The 17,265-nt window shown below is 54.7% G+C and carries 20 protein-coding genes and 1 other annotated feature; all 20 genes read right to left on the bottom strand.

What is annotated here, in order from left to right:
• Positions 1-38 precede the first annotated feature (38 nt).
• The 20 genes from rpmA to KNP74_RS05700 all read right to left on the bottom strand — a co-directional run bounded on the left by rpmA (position 39) and on the right by KNP74_RS05700 (position 17,236).
• Positions 39-320, bottom strand: a complete 282-nt coding sequence (gene rpmA / locus KNP74_RS05795; RefSeq protein WP_016508537.1) for a 50S ribosomal protein L27 — start codon at positions 318-320, stop codon at positions 39-41.
• Between the two features lie 12 nt (positions 321-332).
• The gene (locus KNP74_RS05790) at positions 333-668 is read right to left on the bottom strand and encodes a ribosomal-processing cysteine protease Prp (protein WP_029595817.1); all 336 of its coding nucleotides are present in this window, start codon (positions 666-668) and stop codon (positions 333-335) included.
• 3 nt (positions 669-671) lie between these two features.
• Entirely contained in the window at positions 672-980 is a 309-nt protein-coding gene (rplU, locus tag KNP74_RS05785; RefSeq protein WP_015881153.1) for a 50S ribosomal protein L21, read from the bottom strand.
• A 15-nt stretch (positions 981-995) separates the two neighbouring features.
• Positions 996-1,067 (bottom strand) — a sequence feature (ribosomal protein L21 leader region).
• A gap of 55 nt (positions 1,068-1,122) precedes the next feature.
• Positions 1,123-2,448, bottom strand: a complete 1,326-nt coding sequence (locus tag KNP74_RS05780; protein ID WP_214763806.1) for a ribonuclease E/G — start codon at positions 2,446-2,448, stop codon at positions 1,123-1,125.
• 42 nt (positions 2,449-2,490) lie between these two features.
• Complete coding sequence (gene minD / locus KNP74_RS05775; protein ID WP_051627738.1) at positions 2,491-3,348, bottom strand: septum site-determining protein MinD; 858 nt, start codon at positions 3,346-3,348, stop codon at positions 2,491-2,493.
• 5 nt (positions 3,349-3,353) lie between these two features.
• Complete coding sequence (locus KNP74_RS05770; RefSeq protein WP_240731247.1) at positions 3,354-4,022, bottom strand: septum site-determining protein MinC; 669 nt, start codon at positions 4,020-4,022, stop codon at positions 3,354-3,356.
• Positions 4,023-4,027: 5 nt separating this feature from the next.
• Positions 4,028-4,522 (bottom strand): rod shape-determining protein MreD, encoded by a 495-nt coding sequence (mreD, locus tag KNP74_RS05765; protein WP_052090206.1) that lies wholly within the window; start codon positions 4,520-4,522, stop codon positions 4,028-4,030.
• 1 nt (position 4,523) lies between these two features.
• Entirely contained in the window at positions 4,524-5,414 is an 891-nt protein-coding gene (gene mreC, locus KNP74_RS05760) for a rod shape-determining protein MreC (protein WP_034776861.1), read from the bottom strand.
• A gap of 13 nt (positions 5,415-5,427) precedes the next feature.
• A complete protein-coding gene (locus KNP74_RS05755) occupies positions 5,428-6,465 on the bottom strand; it encodes a rod shape-determining protein (RefSeq protein WP_021066877.1) in 1,038 nt (345 codons plus the stop codon).
• Positions 6,466-6,669: 204 nt separating this feature from the next.
• Complete coding sequence (locus tag KNP74_RS05750) at positions 6,670-7,506, bottom strand: DUF2785 domain-containing protein (RefSeq protein WP_214763805.1); 837 nt, start codon at positions 7,504-7,506, stop codon at positions 6,670-6,672.
• 136 nt (positions 7,507-7,642) lie between these two features.
• Positions 7,643-8,086: a hypothetical protein gene (locus KNP74_RS05745; protein WP_251130105.1), complete on the bottom strand. Its 444-nt coding sequence runs from the start codon at positions 8,084-8,086 to the stop codon at positions 7,643-7,645.
• 61 nt (positions 8,087-8,147) lie between these two features.
• Complete coding sequence (gene radC, locus KNP74_RS05740; protein ID WP_242686679.1) at positions 8,148-8,804, bottom strand: RadC family protein; 657 nt, start codon at positions 8,802-8,804, stop codon at positions 8,148-8,150.
• Complete coding sequence (locus tag KNP74_RS05735; RefSeq protein ID WP_034776855.1) at positions 8,801-9,388, bottom strand: Maf family protein; 588 nt, start codon at positions 9,386-9,388, stop codon at positions 8,801-8,803. Before KNP74_RS05735 ends, radC begins: the two co-directional genes overlap by 4 nt.
• A 139-nt stretch (positions 9,389-9,527) precedes the next feature.
• Positions 9,528-10,235 carry a hypothetical protein gene (locus KNP74_RS05730; RefSeq protein ID WP_214763804.1) on the bottom strand — a complete coding sequence of 236 codons (708 nt, stop codon included), beginning with the start codon at positions 10,233-10,235 and terminating at the stop codon, positions 9,528-9,530.
• Entirely contained in the window at positions 10,232-11,869 is a 1,638-nt protein-coding gene (pilM, locus tag KNP74_RS05725) for a pilus assembly protein PilM (RefSeq protein WP_214763803.1), read from the bottom strand. Before pilM ends, KNP74_RS05730 begins: the two co-directional genes overlap by 4 nt.
• Positions 11,870-11,881: 12 nt before the next feature.
• A complete protein-coding gene (locus KNP74_RS05720; protein WP_214763802.1) occupies positions 11,882-12,634 on the bottom strand; it encodes a prepilin peptidase in 753 nt (250 codons plus the stop codon).
• Between the two features lie 88 nt (positions 12,635-12,722).
• The gene (locus KNP74_RS05715; RefSeq protein WP_214763800.1) at positions 12,723-13,205 is read right to left on the bottom strand and encodes a prepilin-type N-terminal cleavage/methylation domain-containing protein; all 483 of its coding nucleotides are present in this window, start codon (positions 13,203-13,205) and stop codon (positions 12,723-12,725) included.
• A gap of 141 nt (positions 13,206-13,346) precedes the next feature.
• Positions 13,347-14,564, bottom strand: a complete 1,218-nt coding sequence (locus tag KNP74_RS05710) for a type II secretion system F family protein (RefSeq protein ID WP_214763799.1) — start codon at positions 14,562-14,564, stop codon at positions 13,347-13,349.
• Between the two features lie 4 nt (positions 14,565-14,568).
• Positions 14,569-15,603, bottom strand: coding sequence for a type IV pilus twitching motility protein PilT (locus KNP74_RS05705; protein WP_214763798.1), 1,035 nt, complete (start codon positions 15,601-15,603; stop codon positions 14,569-14,571).
• Positions 15,604-15,607: 4 nt separating this feature from the next.
• The gene (locus KNP74_RS05700; RefSeq protein WP_251130118.1) at positions 15,608-17,236 is read right to left on the bottom strand and encodes a GspE/PulE family protein; all 1,629 of its coding nucleotides are present in this window, start codon (positions 17,234-17,236) and stop codon (positions 15,608-15,610) included.
• Positions 17,237-17,265: the final 29 nt, after the last annotated feature.

Raw genomic sequence — 17,265 nt, 5'->3', positions numbered from 1 at the left:
AACCAAATAAGTGGCTAGAGTCTTCTGCGTGGTTCTACTTACGCAACTGGGTAAACGCTCACTTGTTTCTTGTCGCGACCAAGACGCTCGAAGCGTACTACGCCGTCAACTTTTGCAAACAATGTGTCGTCGCCACCACGGCCGACGTTTTCACCTGGGTGAATTTTCGTACCGCGTTGACGGTAGAGAATCGATCCAGCTGAAACAGTCTGTCCGTCAGCGCGTTTAGCGCCGAGGCGTTTCGAAATCGAGTCACGACCGTTTTTAGTCGATCCTACTCCCTTTTTCGATGCGAAGAACTGAAGGTTCAATTGTAACATGAGGTCCACCTCCTATTGTTCAATTTGGATATAATCACCGTAACTATGGGCGATCGTGTCTAGTTGCACGAGCATCCCTTCTAATAACAGTTGGGTGCGAGTCATGTCCTCCGGTGATACGTCAGGATATGTCTCGACATAAAAGTAGCCACCCTCTGTTTTGTCTGCCATTTCTACAAGAAGCGACTGACCGGCAAGTACCTCGACAGCGTTATATGCCCCAAAGATGATGGCAGAAACGCCGGCACAAACCAAATCAGAACCGGGTTCAGCAAAGTTGGCGTGACCTGTCACTTCGACGGAACGAATCGACTTCGTCTCGTCTCGTCTGACCGTTACTCGAATCATAGCTTACGCTTCGATTTTCTCGATGCGAACTTTCGTGTAAGGCTGACGGTGACCTTGCTTACGACGGTAGTTTTTCTTAGCTTTCATTTTGAAGACAGTGATCTTCTTAGCGCGGCCGTGTTTTACCACAGTACCGACAACTTTAGCGCCCTCTACGAGTGGAGCTCCGACTTTAACATCGTCACCACCAACGAAAAGAACTTCACCGAATTCTACAGTACCCTCGACATCAGCATCGAGTTTTTCGATGTAGATCTCTTGACCTGCTTCAACTTTGATTTGCTTACCACCAGTTTTGATGATTGCGTACATATACGTGCACCTCCTTATTAAACTCAGACTCGCCATCCAGGGCAGGGCGAAACCGTTTCAACCCGTTCTGTGCGGTTGTAGCCATTTGGGTGCTTCCAAACGAACTAACGTTATAGATAATACCACTCTCGTTTCATCGTTGTCAATGACGAGATACGAAATTCTGACATTCCTCGAGCGTCCCGTAGAACGCCACATCCGGTTCTCCCTCGACGAGGAGGACCGTGCAGTCAAAACCGTCCCACGACGCGTCGTGCCACTTGCCCGGGAGCGTCAAGACGACCGCTTCGACTTCCGGCGCGAGCTCCATCAAAGCACGTTCAATCCGAGAGAAGACGGCGAGCTTCGACGGCTTCCCGTCGTACGTCATCCGGTCTTGAATCGAACGTCCCGTGCGTTCCCGAGACAGCTCGAACAAGCCCATACGCGTGAAACCGTACACTTCGACGCGGCGTGGATCACGGGCACCGAGCTCTTTCATCTTTTTCAAGAGCCGGGCCTGCCCGTCTTTTGACCCGCGTAAGAAGTCGATGACGACCATGCCGCCAATATTGCGCAGCCGGAGCTGTTCCATGACCGCGTAGAGCGCGGCCTCGTTGATTGTGTCGGCTGCCCGTCCCTTGTCCTTGACGGCGACGTTCTTGCCGCTGTTGACGTCGATGACGGTCATCGTCTCAACTTGTTCGACCAAGACGTAAGAACCACCTTCAAGCCAGACGACGCGCTGTCCGAGCTTTTCAATCGCCCCGTCGAGCCGGGCCGCTTCTTTCATCCGACCTTTGCCGACATGGCGTTCGACGTTGACCTCGAGCCGTGATAACCGCTCTTGTGCTTCCTTGTCGTTCAACATGACCGACTCGACCGCATGGCGGCGCACGAACTGTTCACACAGCAGCTCATCCTGCCCGCGTCGTGCCGTCACGACGTCCGCGGCGCGACGCCGAAGCAAGGCAAGTTCTTCTTGAAGGACGTCCGGGCTAGCTTGCCCTGACTCCGTCCGAAACAAGACACCTTCCGCTTCTTCGAGCTCGAACACTTTCGATAACCGGTCCTGGGTGACGAGGTCGAGCTTCCGGCTATACAGCTTACGCCGACCGTATGGGAAGTAGACGATGTAGCGTCCGCCGAAGCGGATGTTCTCCGTCACTTTATGATGTTTGCCGTTGATGCCTTCTTTCGTCACTTGAACGAGGCGTTTGTCACCGACGACGGCCGCCTGGCCGATGCCTGGCACGTTCGGATACGCCTCGAGCGCTTTGAGCGTCTCGGCAATCGGCAGGAAGAACGTCGTCTCGCCGGTCGTCAAAAACGCGGCGCCGAGCGACGGGTGAATCCGTTCGATTGCGGCCTCGAGAATCGTCCCGACCGACAGTTGGTCGATGAAGCGTTCCTCGACCTCGAGGAGACGTTCCCCATCGACGAGCATGGCCCGTTCGATGGACGGGGTCCGTTCATAGATCAATCGCACACGTATCTCTCCTTTCGACACAAAAAGGCAACTTTCGTTGCCTTAGGCTTTTTTCATTCCAAACTTCATCATGAGCCGCGTCCAGAAGCCGACCGGTTTTTGTTCGGTTTGAATCGACATGAGCGGCACCGACTCGCCGAGAATGCGGCGCGTGATGTTGCGGTACGCTTGTCCGGCGTTATTGTCCGGGTTCATCGTGACCGGCACTCCGCGGTTCGCAGCGGCGATGACTTCTTCATCGTCGACTACGACGCCGAGCAAGTCGATCGACAAGATACGCATGATGTCATCGATGTCGAGCATGTCGCCTGATTCGACGAGGTGGTTCTTGACGCGGTTGACGATCAGTTTCGGTGCCGCGACGTGTTCCGCTTGCTCGAGCATGCCGATGATGCGGTCCGCGTCTTGAACGGCAGCCTTCTCAGGCGTCGTCACGACGACAGCCTCGTCGGCGCCGGCGATGGCGTTCATGAAACCTTGCTCGATACCGGCCGGGCAGTCGATCAACACGAAGTCGTATTCGGTCTTCAACTGGTCGATGATCTCTTTCACTTGCTCCGGTTGGACCGACGTCTTGTCTTTCGACTGGGCCGCAGGCAAGAGATACATCTCTTCGAACCGCTTGTCACGGACGAGCGCCTGATGCAGCTTGCACTGCCCGTTGATGACGTCAACGAGGTTATAGATGCTCCGGTTGTCGAGTCCTAAGATGATATCCAAGTTCCGTAGACCGATATCCGTATCGACGAGACAGACCGAGTGGCCAGACAATGCGAGGCCCGTCCCGAGGTTCGCGGTCGTGGTCGTCTTCCCGACGCCACCTTTCCCCGACGTCACGACGATGGCCCGACCTTTCTTCACTTCTTTAGCTGTATGTACAGGCTCTACTACTTGCTCCATCAAACTCACCCTCTCTGTAATTCCATTGCATATGCGTCTTTCAGCCCAGTCATGACTTGACGAAGACGCGTCATTTCAATGCCCTGATTCGTCTGATACGCGCATCCCATCTCGATCTCCGGAAGCTCTTCGTCGTCGTCCGACGCGAGCACATGTTCACCGATCGCTAAAAACTTCGGATGGAGCAGACTGGCGGTGATGACCGCTTCCTCCCATCCTTCGACACCGGCACGCACATTTCCTCGTATCGTCCCTAAACAATATATGCTGCCCGTTGCCCGAACCTCGGACCCCGGGTTGATGTCTCCGATAATGAGCACCGAGCCATCGAAATCGAGCATTTGCCCGCTTCGAATCGTCCCGCTATGGTAGTGGAACGTCTTTTTGCCGTAGGTCGCTTTCGCTTCTTCGGTCAACATGACCTCGCTCGATAGCTCCTCGATATAAAAAACGCCATGACGAGCGACGACTTCACGAATTTGACGTGACAGCTCCTCGTCGATGTAACGAGTACCCGCGTGCAATTTGAGTGCAATCTTCCCAGAGGGCGGCTCCATTTCTTGTAACGTGGCCTCAAGCTCTCCGAGCACCTCATCGATGCCACTCCGTGGATTGAAGTGGATTGCAATACCGTTGCGATGTCCTTTTATCGTAATATGTCGTTTACGCTCCATCATGGCTACCCTCTTTTCGCTACAGGCCGCGGCGCCACGTATCGTGTCATCGGCACGTATAACAGTGCGATGGCGACAGCGTTGACGGCGAGCGTCCCTGGAATCTGTTCAACTAATAGTGTTTGAATGGTCATGGTCGTCCCACCGACCGCCGTCATGACACTGAAAATCCCGAAAGAAAACACGAGGATCATGAATGTGAACGTGATGACGACCGAGAAGAAGTTCTCACCTATATATTTTAACACGAAGCTGACTAAGAGAGGAATGAGTGAAAAAGTAAATAAGTAAATTCCGAGCAAGTCGGTGTAGACGATGTCATACAATAGCCCGAAGACGAGACCGAATCCGAGCGCCGACTCCCAGCGGCCATACAAACTGACGTACATCAAGCCGATCAACGTCAAATACAAGAACGGCGTCACATAGTGCCATGAGAAGATGGCGGCCCATGTCCCTTCAATAAGAAAGAGGAGGAACAGGGCGATGAACACTTTCATGTTACTCACCCGCTGCTCCTCCTTCCTCGGGACCCGTCAAGAACGGTTCGTCTAGCGTTCGATCGATGACAAACATTTGCGAAAACTCGTTGAAGTCCGCCTCAGGTTTGATGCGGGCGACTTGAGACACGCCGTATTCGTCGGTTTCGATCGACTCGACCGTACCGATGACGAGACCGGCCGGATAGCGCCCACCGAGACCTGACGTCGACACGATCTCGCCTTCTTTCAACTTGACGCTGTTCGAGACCTTCGTGAAGAAGAGCTCGTTCGTCTCGCTGTCGAAGCCGTCGATCGTCCCATACGTCGCTTTGCCGTCCGCATCCTTGACGACGGCCGAGACGTTGTTCGTCCGGTTGTTGTCAGAGAGGAGTTGCACTTGCGACGTATAGGCGCTCGTCTGGATGACGCGACCGACCATACCGCCGGCGGCCGTGACGGCCATGCCTTTCTCGACACCGCGCTCTTCCCCGACGTTGACCGTTACGTAGCGCTGCCAGTCGTTCGGCGTACGCCCGATCACTTCGGCGGGAATCAAGTCGAAGTCACGGAGCGACGTGTCGGAGGCCTCGACCATTTGCCGCAATTCTTCGTTCTCACGGCGCAGGTCATCGGCTTCGACCGACACTTCCGCGTATTTCGTCAAATGTTGTTTCAATTGACGGTTCTCTTCATAAATATCGCGTACGTTCGAAATCGAGGACACGGTACTGTCCATCCAGCCGATCGGCACCGTGAACACCCGTTGGAACGTTCCGACCACATCACGCGTGACGTCTTGGTACCAGGCGGATTCCGACCGTCCTCGAATCGAAACCCCTAAAATCACAACGAATAAGATGATACCGATCAGCGTGATGATGAGCTTTTTATTGCGTACGAACCGGCTCATCGTGTGTCACCACTCATCGACGCGACGAGATGCCTGATTTTGAACGGAGGACGTCCATCATTTCAAGAGATTTTCCTGTCCCGATGGCGACGCAATCGAGCGGCTCATCCGCGACGAGTGTTGGGATGTGTGTCTCGTCCGAGATGACGTCATCCAAGTTTTTAAGGAGTGCTCCACCGCCTGTGAGGACGATGCCGCGGTCCATGACGTCAGCAGCAAGTTCCGGCGGCGTCTGCTCGAGTGTTTGTTTCACGCCAGCGAGGATCGCTTCGACCGTATCCGAGAGTGCTTCACACACTTCAGCAGCCGAGACTTCGATTTGTTTCGGAAGACCTGTCACGAGGTCGCGACCACGGATTTCCATTTTCTCATTTTCGTTCGAAGCGTCGATGCGAGCCGAACCGACTTCCATCTTGAGCGTCTCTGACGTCCGCTCCCCGATCATGAGGTTGTATTTGTTTTTGATGTAACGAATAATGGCGTCATCCATTTCGTCACCGCCGACACGAATCGATTGGCTCGTCACGATGCCGCCGAGTGAAATCACTGCGACTTCGGTCGTACCGCCACCGATATCCACGACCATCGAGCCTGTCGGTTCCCAAACCGGAAGACCGGCGCCGATTGCTGCCGCGAACGGTTCTTCGATCGTGTACGCTTCACGTGCGCCCGCTTGCTTGGCTGCGTCTTCGACGGCACGTTTTTCGACTGATGTGATGCCGCTTGGCACACAAATCATGACGTTCGTCTTCGATGAGAACAAACCGCTCTTCGACTTCTGTGCTTGCTCCATGAAGTATTTGATCATCGTCGCTGTCGTTTCAAAATCGGCGATAACTCCATCTTTCATCGGACGGCGTGCCGTGACGTTGCCCGGCGTACGTCCAATCATATCCTTGGCCTGGTTACCCACGGCCTCAATTCTACCTGTATCTGTGCGGAACGCCACTACGGACGGTTCACGAACAACGATGCCTTGACCTTTTACATAAACGAGCGTATTTGCCGTTCCAAGGTCGATTCCGATTTCTCGGTTAAAACTACGAAACATACGTGCTGCTCCTCTCTTGGTTACACTATTTTTTATTATAACGGAAAAATCATGTTTGAAAACGTTCATTCGATTACAGGTTATTTACAATAACGTTCATCTCAGTCCTGTCTCACCGTATATTAGTGTGCCTTCTTTTCGACAAAAACGCAAATCAAAAAGCAAACGCGTGAAAGCGCCTGCCTAGATTTTTACGGGTTCTCGTCAAATCTGCTTTAACGTCTCGAATACGGCGGTTTGAAGCATCGGTCGGTTTGCATCGTACAATTTCACGAAGAAGCTCTTTAGAAACGTTTTCATGTTGTGGACGACGTGCCAATAATGCTCGGGCTCGAGTTGCTGTTTTTGTGCGCTCAGTTGAGCCGGCAGGCCGTCTAATAGAACGACGATTTCGTGCTCGTCCATTCCGCGCTCTAGCAAGGCGAAGATGGGATTCAGCAAGCGCTCATCCTCATCGTGCAAATAAACGGTCGGAAACATCACTTTGTCCCACAACGCCTCGAGGATCTCAACGAACTCCGTCTCGTCGAGGTGCGGATGCAGGACGAGCTCGTCGAAGGCATCGGCCACATGGGCGATCGCATGGGCCCAACCTTTTGTGGGCACGTACCCTCTCGTATCGATTTCACAATCGAGATATGCCAGGAGCTTCGCTTTCAACATCTCGAGATTTGGTTCCGATAAAAATTCTTGTTGACGGTCTTGGTACAAAATCAAAGCGATCAATAGCGTCGAGAACGCCCGCGTGAAGACGGTATCTGATGACGTCTCCCCGATACCATGAAACAAGTGGTATTTGAGCGTCATATTGAATAGATAAATCAGTTGTTCGTTCGCCAGTTGTTCGTCTTCGATGATGAATCGATAGAATAATGTGTAAATCAACTGATCTCGAAGCTCCGCATCCGTCGATCCGATATGATGGAGCATCGATTGGATGACCCGCTCCTCATCTAATTCCTGTAACCGAACCGTCCCGTCCCTGATGTCCGTCAACATCAACTTCAAATCCCGTTCCTGATAGATGGTTTCCTCATTCATATCTGATCACATTCCCTCTTCGTAGGTCGTATAGAACCGTATACTCTCCGTGTTCGACGCCGCGTTTGATGACTCCTCTAAACAGACAAAAAGCAGGCGCGGATGCGCCTGCTTCGTTCGAATGACAAGTTGAAGATTAGAGACCTGGTTGGAGCGGGAGCAAAAGCATCGACCCATAAAAAACGACCGAGAAGATGAGCACCGGCCGAAAGAATCGGGACGGACGGACGCGGGTCGCCCCTGCCAAAAAACTCGACACCGTCACCACGAATAAGTAAATTCCGATATACATGAAGACGAGTTGCGGGATGACTTGCCACGCCTGAAGGTCGATCGATGAATTGAACCAGGCGACAAATAGAGCAGCATACGCGATCAATGCGCCAATCCCGATGCCGACACCGACGAGCGGTGAGACGCGGTCGAGCCAATGATCCTCACGTTGGAACCGTTGAAACAGCGCCACACTGATGAAGACGAACATCGCGAATACGAGAAACGACAACACGAGTGGCTCGAGCGGGACGAAACTGGCGACGAGCGCGACAACAAGCATCAATAACCAAATCAATTTTTCCATATGAACACCTCGTCTGTCAGTATAACAAACGGATGTCTCATTTGGAAAATAAATCCCAGTTTCAACCGTTCATATAGCCCCGCTGTTTCATACTGACGTAATGGTCCTCCCCGATGATGACGTGATCGAGACAAGCGATACCGACGATATGACCCGCCTCAACGAGCCGTTCCGACACTTCGATATCTTCCCGGCTCGGGGTCGCGTCCCCGCTCGGATGGTTATGCACGGCAATGAAGCAAGCCGCCGACAGTTTGAGCGCCTCACGGAACACGTCGCGCGGATGGACAATCGACGAATTGAGCCCACCGACGAACAATGTCTTCCGGGCGATGAGCTGGTTCTTCGTGTTCAAATACAGACAGATGAAATGTTCCTGGTTCAACAGCCGGAGCTCATCACGGAGCAGTTCATAGGCGTCCTGTGGCGAACGGATCGTCGGCGTCTCTACTTTCGGCTCCTCGACGTAACGGAGACCGATCGCGAACGCCGCGAGCAACTGCTCGGCTTTCTTCTTCGTCATGCCCTCGATTTGACAGAGGTCGCTCACGGACGCCTGCGACAGCGCCCGGAGCGTCGGATATACGTCGGACAGCCGTCGGGCCGTCTCATGCGGGTCGCCACCCCTGCCCCCGATTTGGAGCAGCCGGGCGATCGCGGATTCAACACTTCGGTCGAGCACCATGGTCATTCCTTCACCAACTTTCGCTTCATTCACAGAAAGCGCGGCGCTACCCCGTGTCGCTCGAGCGTCTCGACGAGCGGACGAATCGGCAGACCGACGACATTATAAAAGTCCCCTTCGAGCCGTTCGACGAACAGACCGCCCGACCCTTGGATGCCATAGGCGCCAGCTTTATCGTACGGCTCCGTCGAATCGAGATAGCCATCGAGCCACGCGTCCGGGATGTCGATGAACGTGACGTGCGTCGTCGTGACGAACAAGTCTTGCCGCTCGGGCCCGATGATGCTGACGCCGGTGAGCACTTCGTGGGTCGCCCCCGATAAACGCTGTAGCATATCTCGCGCGTCGTCCCGGTCTTTCGGCTTCTCTAAGATCGTCCCGTCTAAGACGACGACCGTATCCGAGCCGATGACGATGGCGTCACGGTTGTCGCGGGCGACGTCCATCGCTTTCTCGCGAGCGAGGCGTCCGACGTACTCGTCCGGATGTTCCCGACCGTTCGTCCCTTCGATGACGTTAGATGGGATGACCTCATGACTGATCCCGGCCTGGCTCAACAGCTCAGTCCTCCGTGGCGACATCGAGGCGAGGATGACACGTTTCTGTGTTGGTTTCATTGTAACGACTCCTTCCATATGTGCGTAACGGGCTTCTTTTCCGTATCACACTTCACTGTCGATTGTAGGCAAACGGGCAGGCGTTTACAATCCAAGACGCCTCAAAAAAACGCCCCTTCTTTTTGAAGGGACGTTCGAATCATGGCGTCGTATAGTCGTACACCGGGACGTCTTTCGGGGTGAACGTCTGCGCCGGTACGTAACGATCGTCTGTGAGTTGATCGAGGTCCGGACGATAGAACGCATCGAGTTCGACCGTGAAGTCGAGCGGCTCGGCCGTCTCGGTCGTGTTCGGGCCCGTCTCCGTCGGTCCGGTGAATTGGACCGTGCGCAAGATATGGATCCGGTTCATCGATTCGACCGACTCGAGGAACAGGACGAGCGACTCGTACGTGTCCGCTTGGAGCGACACCGTCGAGCGGATTGACGAGGCGTTGACCGGCGTGATCTCAACCGGTTCGGCCGGTTCAGCCGTCGCGCTCACGTCGTTCGGTTCCGGCTCGTCGATGTCTTCCGGCACTTCCGATTCGGCGATGACACCGTCGGCGAAAGCGATGCTCGTGACGCGCACGTCAGACAGTTGGCTCGCCTGCGATAACGTCTCGACGACCGTGTCGAGTGCTGCCTCGGTCGGGACACGCGTCTGGAGGCGCTGCGAGTCGGCGACGTCGACGACTTCCCCTTCCTGGCGCAATAGTTCGAGCTTCGTCTGCTCGAGCGACAGTTCCCGCTCGAGTGACTTGACGTTGCCTTGGTGGATGAAGTATTGGTAGCCGAAATAAGACGGTACGGCGATGGCCGCGAACAAACAGATTGTAAAGATCAAATAAATCGTCGAGCGTTTCATTCGCTCACCACCTCCTCATCGGTCGTCTCTTCCGTCTCGCCGTCCGGTGTCTCACCATCTGGGGTCTCCCCTTCCGGCGTCTCCGGTTCAGCATCGATGAACGTGAAAGTGAACTCGCCGATGTAGCGTGGGAGCGGTTCGTTCGTCGAATCGAGCACGCTCGGACTGAGCGGCTCATCGGTGTCCGTCTCATCCTGCTCGGTCTCCGCTTTCGTCTCGGTCGTCACGCCGAGCAGTTTGACGTTCTCAAACCGTGGGTCGTTCAAGAGCGAGCGTTGGAACGCATTCAAATCGGCGAGCGTCTCGAACTGAGTACGCACACTCATGAGCGAACCGTCGGCGTAGTTATACGTCAATACGTAGCCCGTCGGCGGCAATTGCTCGGTCAACGCCCGGAGCGCCGGCACGGCCCATCGTTCTTCAGCTGTGAGCGCAGTCACCGTCTGGTCGAGCGATAGGACTTGCTGACCTTTCGAGTTCACTTGCTCGGTCTGATAGATGCGGACGAGCTGCAACTGCTCCTCGACCTGGGCCTCGTTCCGCTCCAACTCGTTCACTTCATAGAACAAGTAACCGGTCGCGCCGCCACCGATCAACAGCGCGAGCAGGCTCGCGATGATCGGCCAGCGGAGCGTCACATCGGTCGAGTTGATGAAGTTGGCGTCGTGTTCTTTGTCGAGCGTCGCCATCCCGAGGAGCGGCAACATCTGGTGCGACAATGGCGTCGCGTGAGACAGTGGAAGCGGGTCGGCGATCCGTTTGACCGGCACCATCGCCTCACTTTCAATCGTCTGGACGAGATCGTCAAGGCTCGGGACCGTCCCCGAGACGAGCAGCTCGTCAATCGGGCGTCCGTCCGTCCGGAGCGAGTAACGATAGAAGTCGAGGAAACGGGCCAGCTCGTTCAGCCACTCGTCTGTCTGCGTCGCAAGTGTCTCCTTCGAGCCGCTATATGTATACGTGACAATCCCGTCCGTCGTCTCGGCGTGGTACGGGAGGTCGGTCTCGATGGCCCGGATGAACCGGACTTGCCCTTCCTCGAGAACGAGCAACTGGTGCGCGAACGGTGTCACGTGCCAGAGGAGCGTCGATTTGAGCGGGTCGAGCGTCTCGAGTCGGCTCACGCCGTTCGCGATTGCGACCGGGCGTGGAACGATTTTCTTCAATTGGAACCCGCGTTTCTTCATGTAAGCGCGGATGGCTTTCGTCAAATCGACCGAGACGGCGTGGAGCATGACCTCGGTCTTCGTCTCCGTCTCGCCGAGCACCTCGTAGTCGAAGGCGACGTCGTCGAACGGCAAAATGATCGAGCTGCCGATCTCCATGAACAGATAGCCGCGGATCTCATCTTTCGGGATCGTCGATGGAATCTCGACTTTGCGGGACAACACTTCGGTCTCGGCCATATCGACGGCACAGACCATCCCTTTTCGTACTTTCAGTTTACGGCACAGTTCATCGAAAGCGAGACCGAATGCGTTCTCGTCTTCAATCCGTCCCCCCACGTAGGCACCTTTCGCCAATTGGACGGAGGCGCTACGTTTGAACACGCCTTGTTTGATCACGGCCCCGTGGATGCTAAGCGCATCGAACGAGAAATACGCGACCGTTCCTTTCTCTATAGACCGGCTCATGCTGGTTTCCCCCTACATCAAATCAAAATACCAATCAAAGAAGCGTTCGCTGAACCAAAACGTCAGCATCGTACCGAGTGCGATTGACGGTACGAACGGAATCGGCTGTTTGCGATCCATCCGTTTCAAGCCGATGAGCGTCACTCCGACGATTGCGCCAATCAAGCTCGATAAAAAGAGTGCGACGAGGACGTCGCGCGGCCCGAGGACGAGCCCGATTACTGTAAATAGTTTGACATCGCCGGCCCCAAGTCCCCCCTTGGAGACGAAAAAAACGGTGGCGAGGACAGAAAAGCCGAGTGCCGCTCCGGCAATCGGGCTCCACCAAGCCACACCCGCGCTATAGGCGAGCAAGAGGAGGACCGGTGCCGAGAACATGAGGATCACGTTCGGGACGAGCATCGTCGACAAATCCGACATCGCTAGTGCGAGGAGCGTCGGTAAGAAGACGAAGGCGAGGAGCGTCGTGAGGCTAAAGCCATACAGCCAGAAGCTATAGGCGTAACCGACCGCTCCAAGCAGTTCGAAGAGCGGGTACGTCGGCGCGATCCGCCCGCCACAGCCGCGGCATTTTCCGCGCAGGAACACGTAACCGAAGACCGGAATCAGTTCCCAAGCGGATAAGACGTGTCCGCATGACGGACAGTGCGAGCGCGGCGTGACGATGGACTGTTTGCGTGGCACGCGGAGCCCAACGACGTTCGTGAATGACGTGATGACCGCCCCGAGGACGAGGCTATAAATGAGTCCGATGAATTCAACCAATCAAGGTCACTTCCTTACTTGTAAGTATATGCCAAAAACAGAAAACCGGCTAGGCTGAGCGAGTGCCCAGCGCCAGCCGGAGATTTTATCATAAGCTATCTTTAGTAATAGATGAACTATCAGCATTGGATAATGCATATTCACTCTTGTCACTAGTAAGTGTCACTTCATAAGTGTATTTACCACTAGTGCCAGGTTTTACTGTGACTTTAGCTGTTGGATATGACGGTGTAGCAGTTTCTCCTGCCTTTGTGTCAAAAGGATCTTTCAATTTATCGATGTAAGAATCCATCGGTACTTCACCGTCTGCAGCACTGTTGAAATTTAATACAGTATCTGAAGTTACCGGATTTGACGCCGTATACAACTTCGCCGCACTTACCATTTGTTTCGCATCGGCAACCATCGCGTCCTTCTTCGAGTTCTCGATAATCCCACCGATTGCGACAACGGCAATCGCTGCGATAATCCCTAAGATAACGACGACGACGAGCAACTCGACGAGTGTGAGTCCGCGCTCATCTTTCAATTGTTTGGCATCTTGCCAAATCATTTTCATTTTCTCTAACATGATTCATTCTCCCCTTTTGTGTGTTTTGCTGTGATGTAAGCTAGATTCATTACCTTTGACCTAATACTAGTAGAACAATTTTACTATACATTCAAAATTTAGGATTGAAAAGATACAAATCTGCAAATAAATAAAAAGTTTCTACTGATTTTGGATATCGCCATAAATTTGGAACATCGGGACGACAATCGCGATGACGATGACGCCGACGATACTCGCCAAGACGACAATTAACAGCGGCTCGATAATCGACTTCAGACGGTCCGTCGTCGTCTCGACTTCGGTCTCATAAAACTCCGCGACCTCGTTCAACATCGAGTCCAAATCTCCGCTCTCCTCGCCTACCGCAATCATTTGCGTCATGAGCGGCGGGAAGCTGTCGTTCCGTTCGAGCGGTTCATGGAGCGGGATCCCTTGCGCCATCATCTTACGTGCTTGAGCAAGACCTTTGCGGATGACCCGGTTCGAGACAATCTTCTCGGTGATCTCGATCGCCGACAAAATCGGGACCGCCGCTTGCAGCAAGACGGCCAAACTTCGGGTCAATAACGCGATTTGCGACTTTAGGACGATCGGCCCGAAAATCGGCATCTTCAACAGCAATCCATCAATCACATACCGTTCCTTGTCGCGCTTCAACATCCACATAAAGACGAGCAGTGCGAGAAGTGCCCCGCCGAAGATGAGCCACCAATAGGCGGCGACGAAGTCTGACACGGCTACGACGATGCGTGTGATGAGCGGCAGTTCTCCGCCGAGCTGGCCGAAGATGCTCGCAAACGTCGGGACGACGTTCACCATGAGGAACGCGACGACGCCGATGGCGACAATCGACACGACGAGCGGATACGTCAACGCCGAGATGACTTTCCGTTTGACGTCATATTGTTTTTGGAGCTGGAGCCCGATTTGGTCGAGCGCCTCCTCCAAGTTCCCGCTCGCCTCACCTGCGAGCGCCATCGAGCTGAAGAAGTTCGAGAATACGCGCGGATGTTTTTTGATCGCCTCCGAGAACGCGATCCCTTCGCGCAAATCGTCCTCGACTTGGCTGAGCGTCTTCTTCAACACTTTCGATTCGGTCTGGACGCGCAAGATAGACGTGGCCCGGACAATCGGCACACCGGCCCGGATGAGCGTCGCGAACTGGCGCACGTACATAATCAAATGTTCAATCTTGACCCGCTCCGGGAGCAGATTGACTTCTTTATTCAATCCTGTCGACTCGAGTTCGGCGAGCTCGGTGACGAGGATCGATTCTTGGCGCAACTTTTCTTTCGCTTCGCGGAGCGAGACGGCAGTGACCCGCCCTTTCTTACGCTTCCCGTTCAGCAGTTTACCTTCGTATTGGAAGATGGCCATTCAGTCACCTCTCTTCATTTGGTACGGCGTTCGGGTTGATGACGCCTTGACGGACGAGCTGTTCGATCGCCATGTCCATCGTCTGCATCCCGTTCTGCCGGTTCGTCTGGATGACGGTCGGGAGTTGGAACTCCTTCTCGTTCCGAATCAAGTTGGCGACGGCCGGATTGCCGATCATAATCTCCATCGCGGCGACACGACCTTTCGGCACGTCGACACGCGGGAAGAGACGCTGACTGACGACACCGAGCAGGACGTTGGCGAGCTGGGTCCGGATTTGGTCCTGTTGCTCGGCCGGGAACGCGTCGATGATGCGGCTGACGGTCGACATCGCACTCGACGTGTGGAGTGTCGCCATGACGAGGTGGCCCGTCTCGGCGGCCGTCATCGCCGTCGAAATCGTCTCGAGGTCGCGCATCTCACCGAGCAAGATGACGTCCGGGTCTTGCCGGAGCGCGGCCCGCAGACCGTCGACGAACTTCATGACGTCGGAGCCGATCTCGCGTTGGTCGACGATGCTCTGGTCGTGCGAATGCAAATATTCAATCGGATCCTCGAGCGTGATGATTCGTTTCCGCTGCGTCCGGTTGATCTCATGAATCATCGCGGCGAGCGTCGTCGATTTCCCTGATCCCGTCGGTCCGGTGACGAGGATGAGCCCGTACGGCTTCTCGATCAGTCGCTTCAGCACTTGCGGCAAATCGAGCTCGTTCATCGTCGGGATTTCCCCGGAAATGGAACGGAACGCAATCGCGACCGTGCCTCGTTGGTAATAGGCGTTGACGCGGAACCGCGATACGCGCGGGACCCCGAACGAGAAGTCGAGGTCGCGCTGCATCTCGAGCCGCCCCCGCATCTCCTCGGTCATGATGTCTTTCAAATAGCTTTCGATATGGAGCGGCAACACTTTCTCATCACCCATCGTGATGAGGCTCCCGTCAACCCGGATGATCGGCGGTGAGCCGGCGGTCAAATGGATGTCCGAGGCGCGTTGTTCGACCGCTTTCGTTAAAATCACTTCAATCGACTGATGGATCATAGACTCACCCCGTTATCACTGTTCTCAATATTTCCTCGGTATTCGTCAGTCCGAACGCGACTTTCTCGAGCCCATCGGCAAGGAGGAAGCGGGCACCTTGCGCTTTCGCGTAGGCGACCATCTCGGCTTCCGTCGCCTGGTTCATAATCAATCGGCGCAACCCTTCATCGATTGGCACGACCTCATGGATGGCGAGCCGTCCACGATAACCTGTGAAGCTACATGAGGCACAACCGTTGCCGCGCATGATTCGTTCAACCGGAATCCCTTCAGCGGCAAACAGTTCCTGCTCGCGCTTCGAGACCGGCTGTTCATGACCGCAGTCGCGACAGACGCGCCGGACGAGCCGCTGGGCGACGAGCCCGGATGTCGAGGCGGCGACAAGGAACGGTTCGACTCCCATGTCAATCAAGCGGGTGATCGAGCTGATGGCCGAGTTCGTATGTAGTGTCGACAACACCAAGTGACCGGTCAACGACGCTCGAATGGCAATCTCGGCCGTCTCGGTGTCCCGAATCTCCCCGACCATGACGATGTTCGGGTCTTGTCGCAAAATCGAACGCAGACCCGACGCGAACGTCAAGCCGACCTTGGCGTTGACCTGGACTTGGTTAATGCCGTCGAGTTGATACTCGACCGGGTCCTCGACCGTGATGATGTTCTTCGATTCCTCGTTCAGTTCGCGTAGCGACGCATAGAGCGTCGACGACTTCCCTGATCCCGTCGGCCCGGTGATGAGAATAATCCCGTTCGGCCGTTTCAACATGTCGCGGTACACCGCCTCGTTCTGGTCGCCGAAGCCGAGCTTCGTCAAATCGGTCAATCCTTCCGACGAGTCGAGCACCCGGATGACGATTTTCTCGCCATACATCGTCGGGAGCGTCGAGACGCGGAAGTCGTACGGGCGGCCCCGGAGCGTATATTTGATACGTCCATCCTGCGGCAAACGGCTCTCGGTGATGTCTAAGTTACTCATGACCTTAAGGCGCGTCAGCATGACGCTTTGAATCTTCTTCGGATAAATCGTTTCGGTCCGAAGATCACCGTCGACCCGGAAGCGGACGTGCAACTGCTTCTCGTGCGGGTCGAAGTGAATATCCGAGGCGCGCTGGTCGATCGCACTCAAGAAGAGCTGATTGACGAGCCGGATGACCGGGGCGTCATCGCGCGACGCCGTCTCCTCGCGCTCGAGTTCAGGCGCTTCTTCTTTCAGAATCTCGATGAGTGACGCATCCATCTCATAATAGCGGCTGATCGTTTTACGAATCTGTTCGCGCGTGGCAATCCCGACCTCGATGTTCATTCCCGTCTGAAGCCGGACGTCATCGATGGCGATCAAGTCGAGCGGGTCCGCCGTTGCGATGAACAGCGTGTTCCCTTGTAACTCAATTGGCATAATGTCATGTTTTTGAGCAATAACTTTCGGGACGAGTTTCGTCACCGTCACATTGATGTCTTGCGCGTATAAAGAAATGACTGGTACATTTAATTGTTCGTGCAGTACTTGAATCAATTGTGTCTCGGTCAAATAGTTCAATCGCATGAGCGCATCCCCGAGCTTTTCCCCGGTCCGCTTTTGAACGAGCGCTTCGTCGAGTTGTTCTTGCGTAATTAACCCCGCCTCGACGAGCATCTCGCCAAGTCGTTTTTTCGTTCGTCTCA

This window comes from Exiguobacterium sp. s141 (genome assembly GCF_018618085.1).
Taxonomy (GTDB): Bacteria; Bacillota; Bacilli; order Exiguobacteriales; family Exiguobacteriaceae; genus Exiguobacterium; species Exiguobacterium mexicanum_A.
The sequence above is the reverse complement of the archived record's forward strand: the minus strand, read 5'-3'. Positions and strand labels throughout refer to the sequence as shown.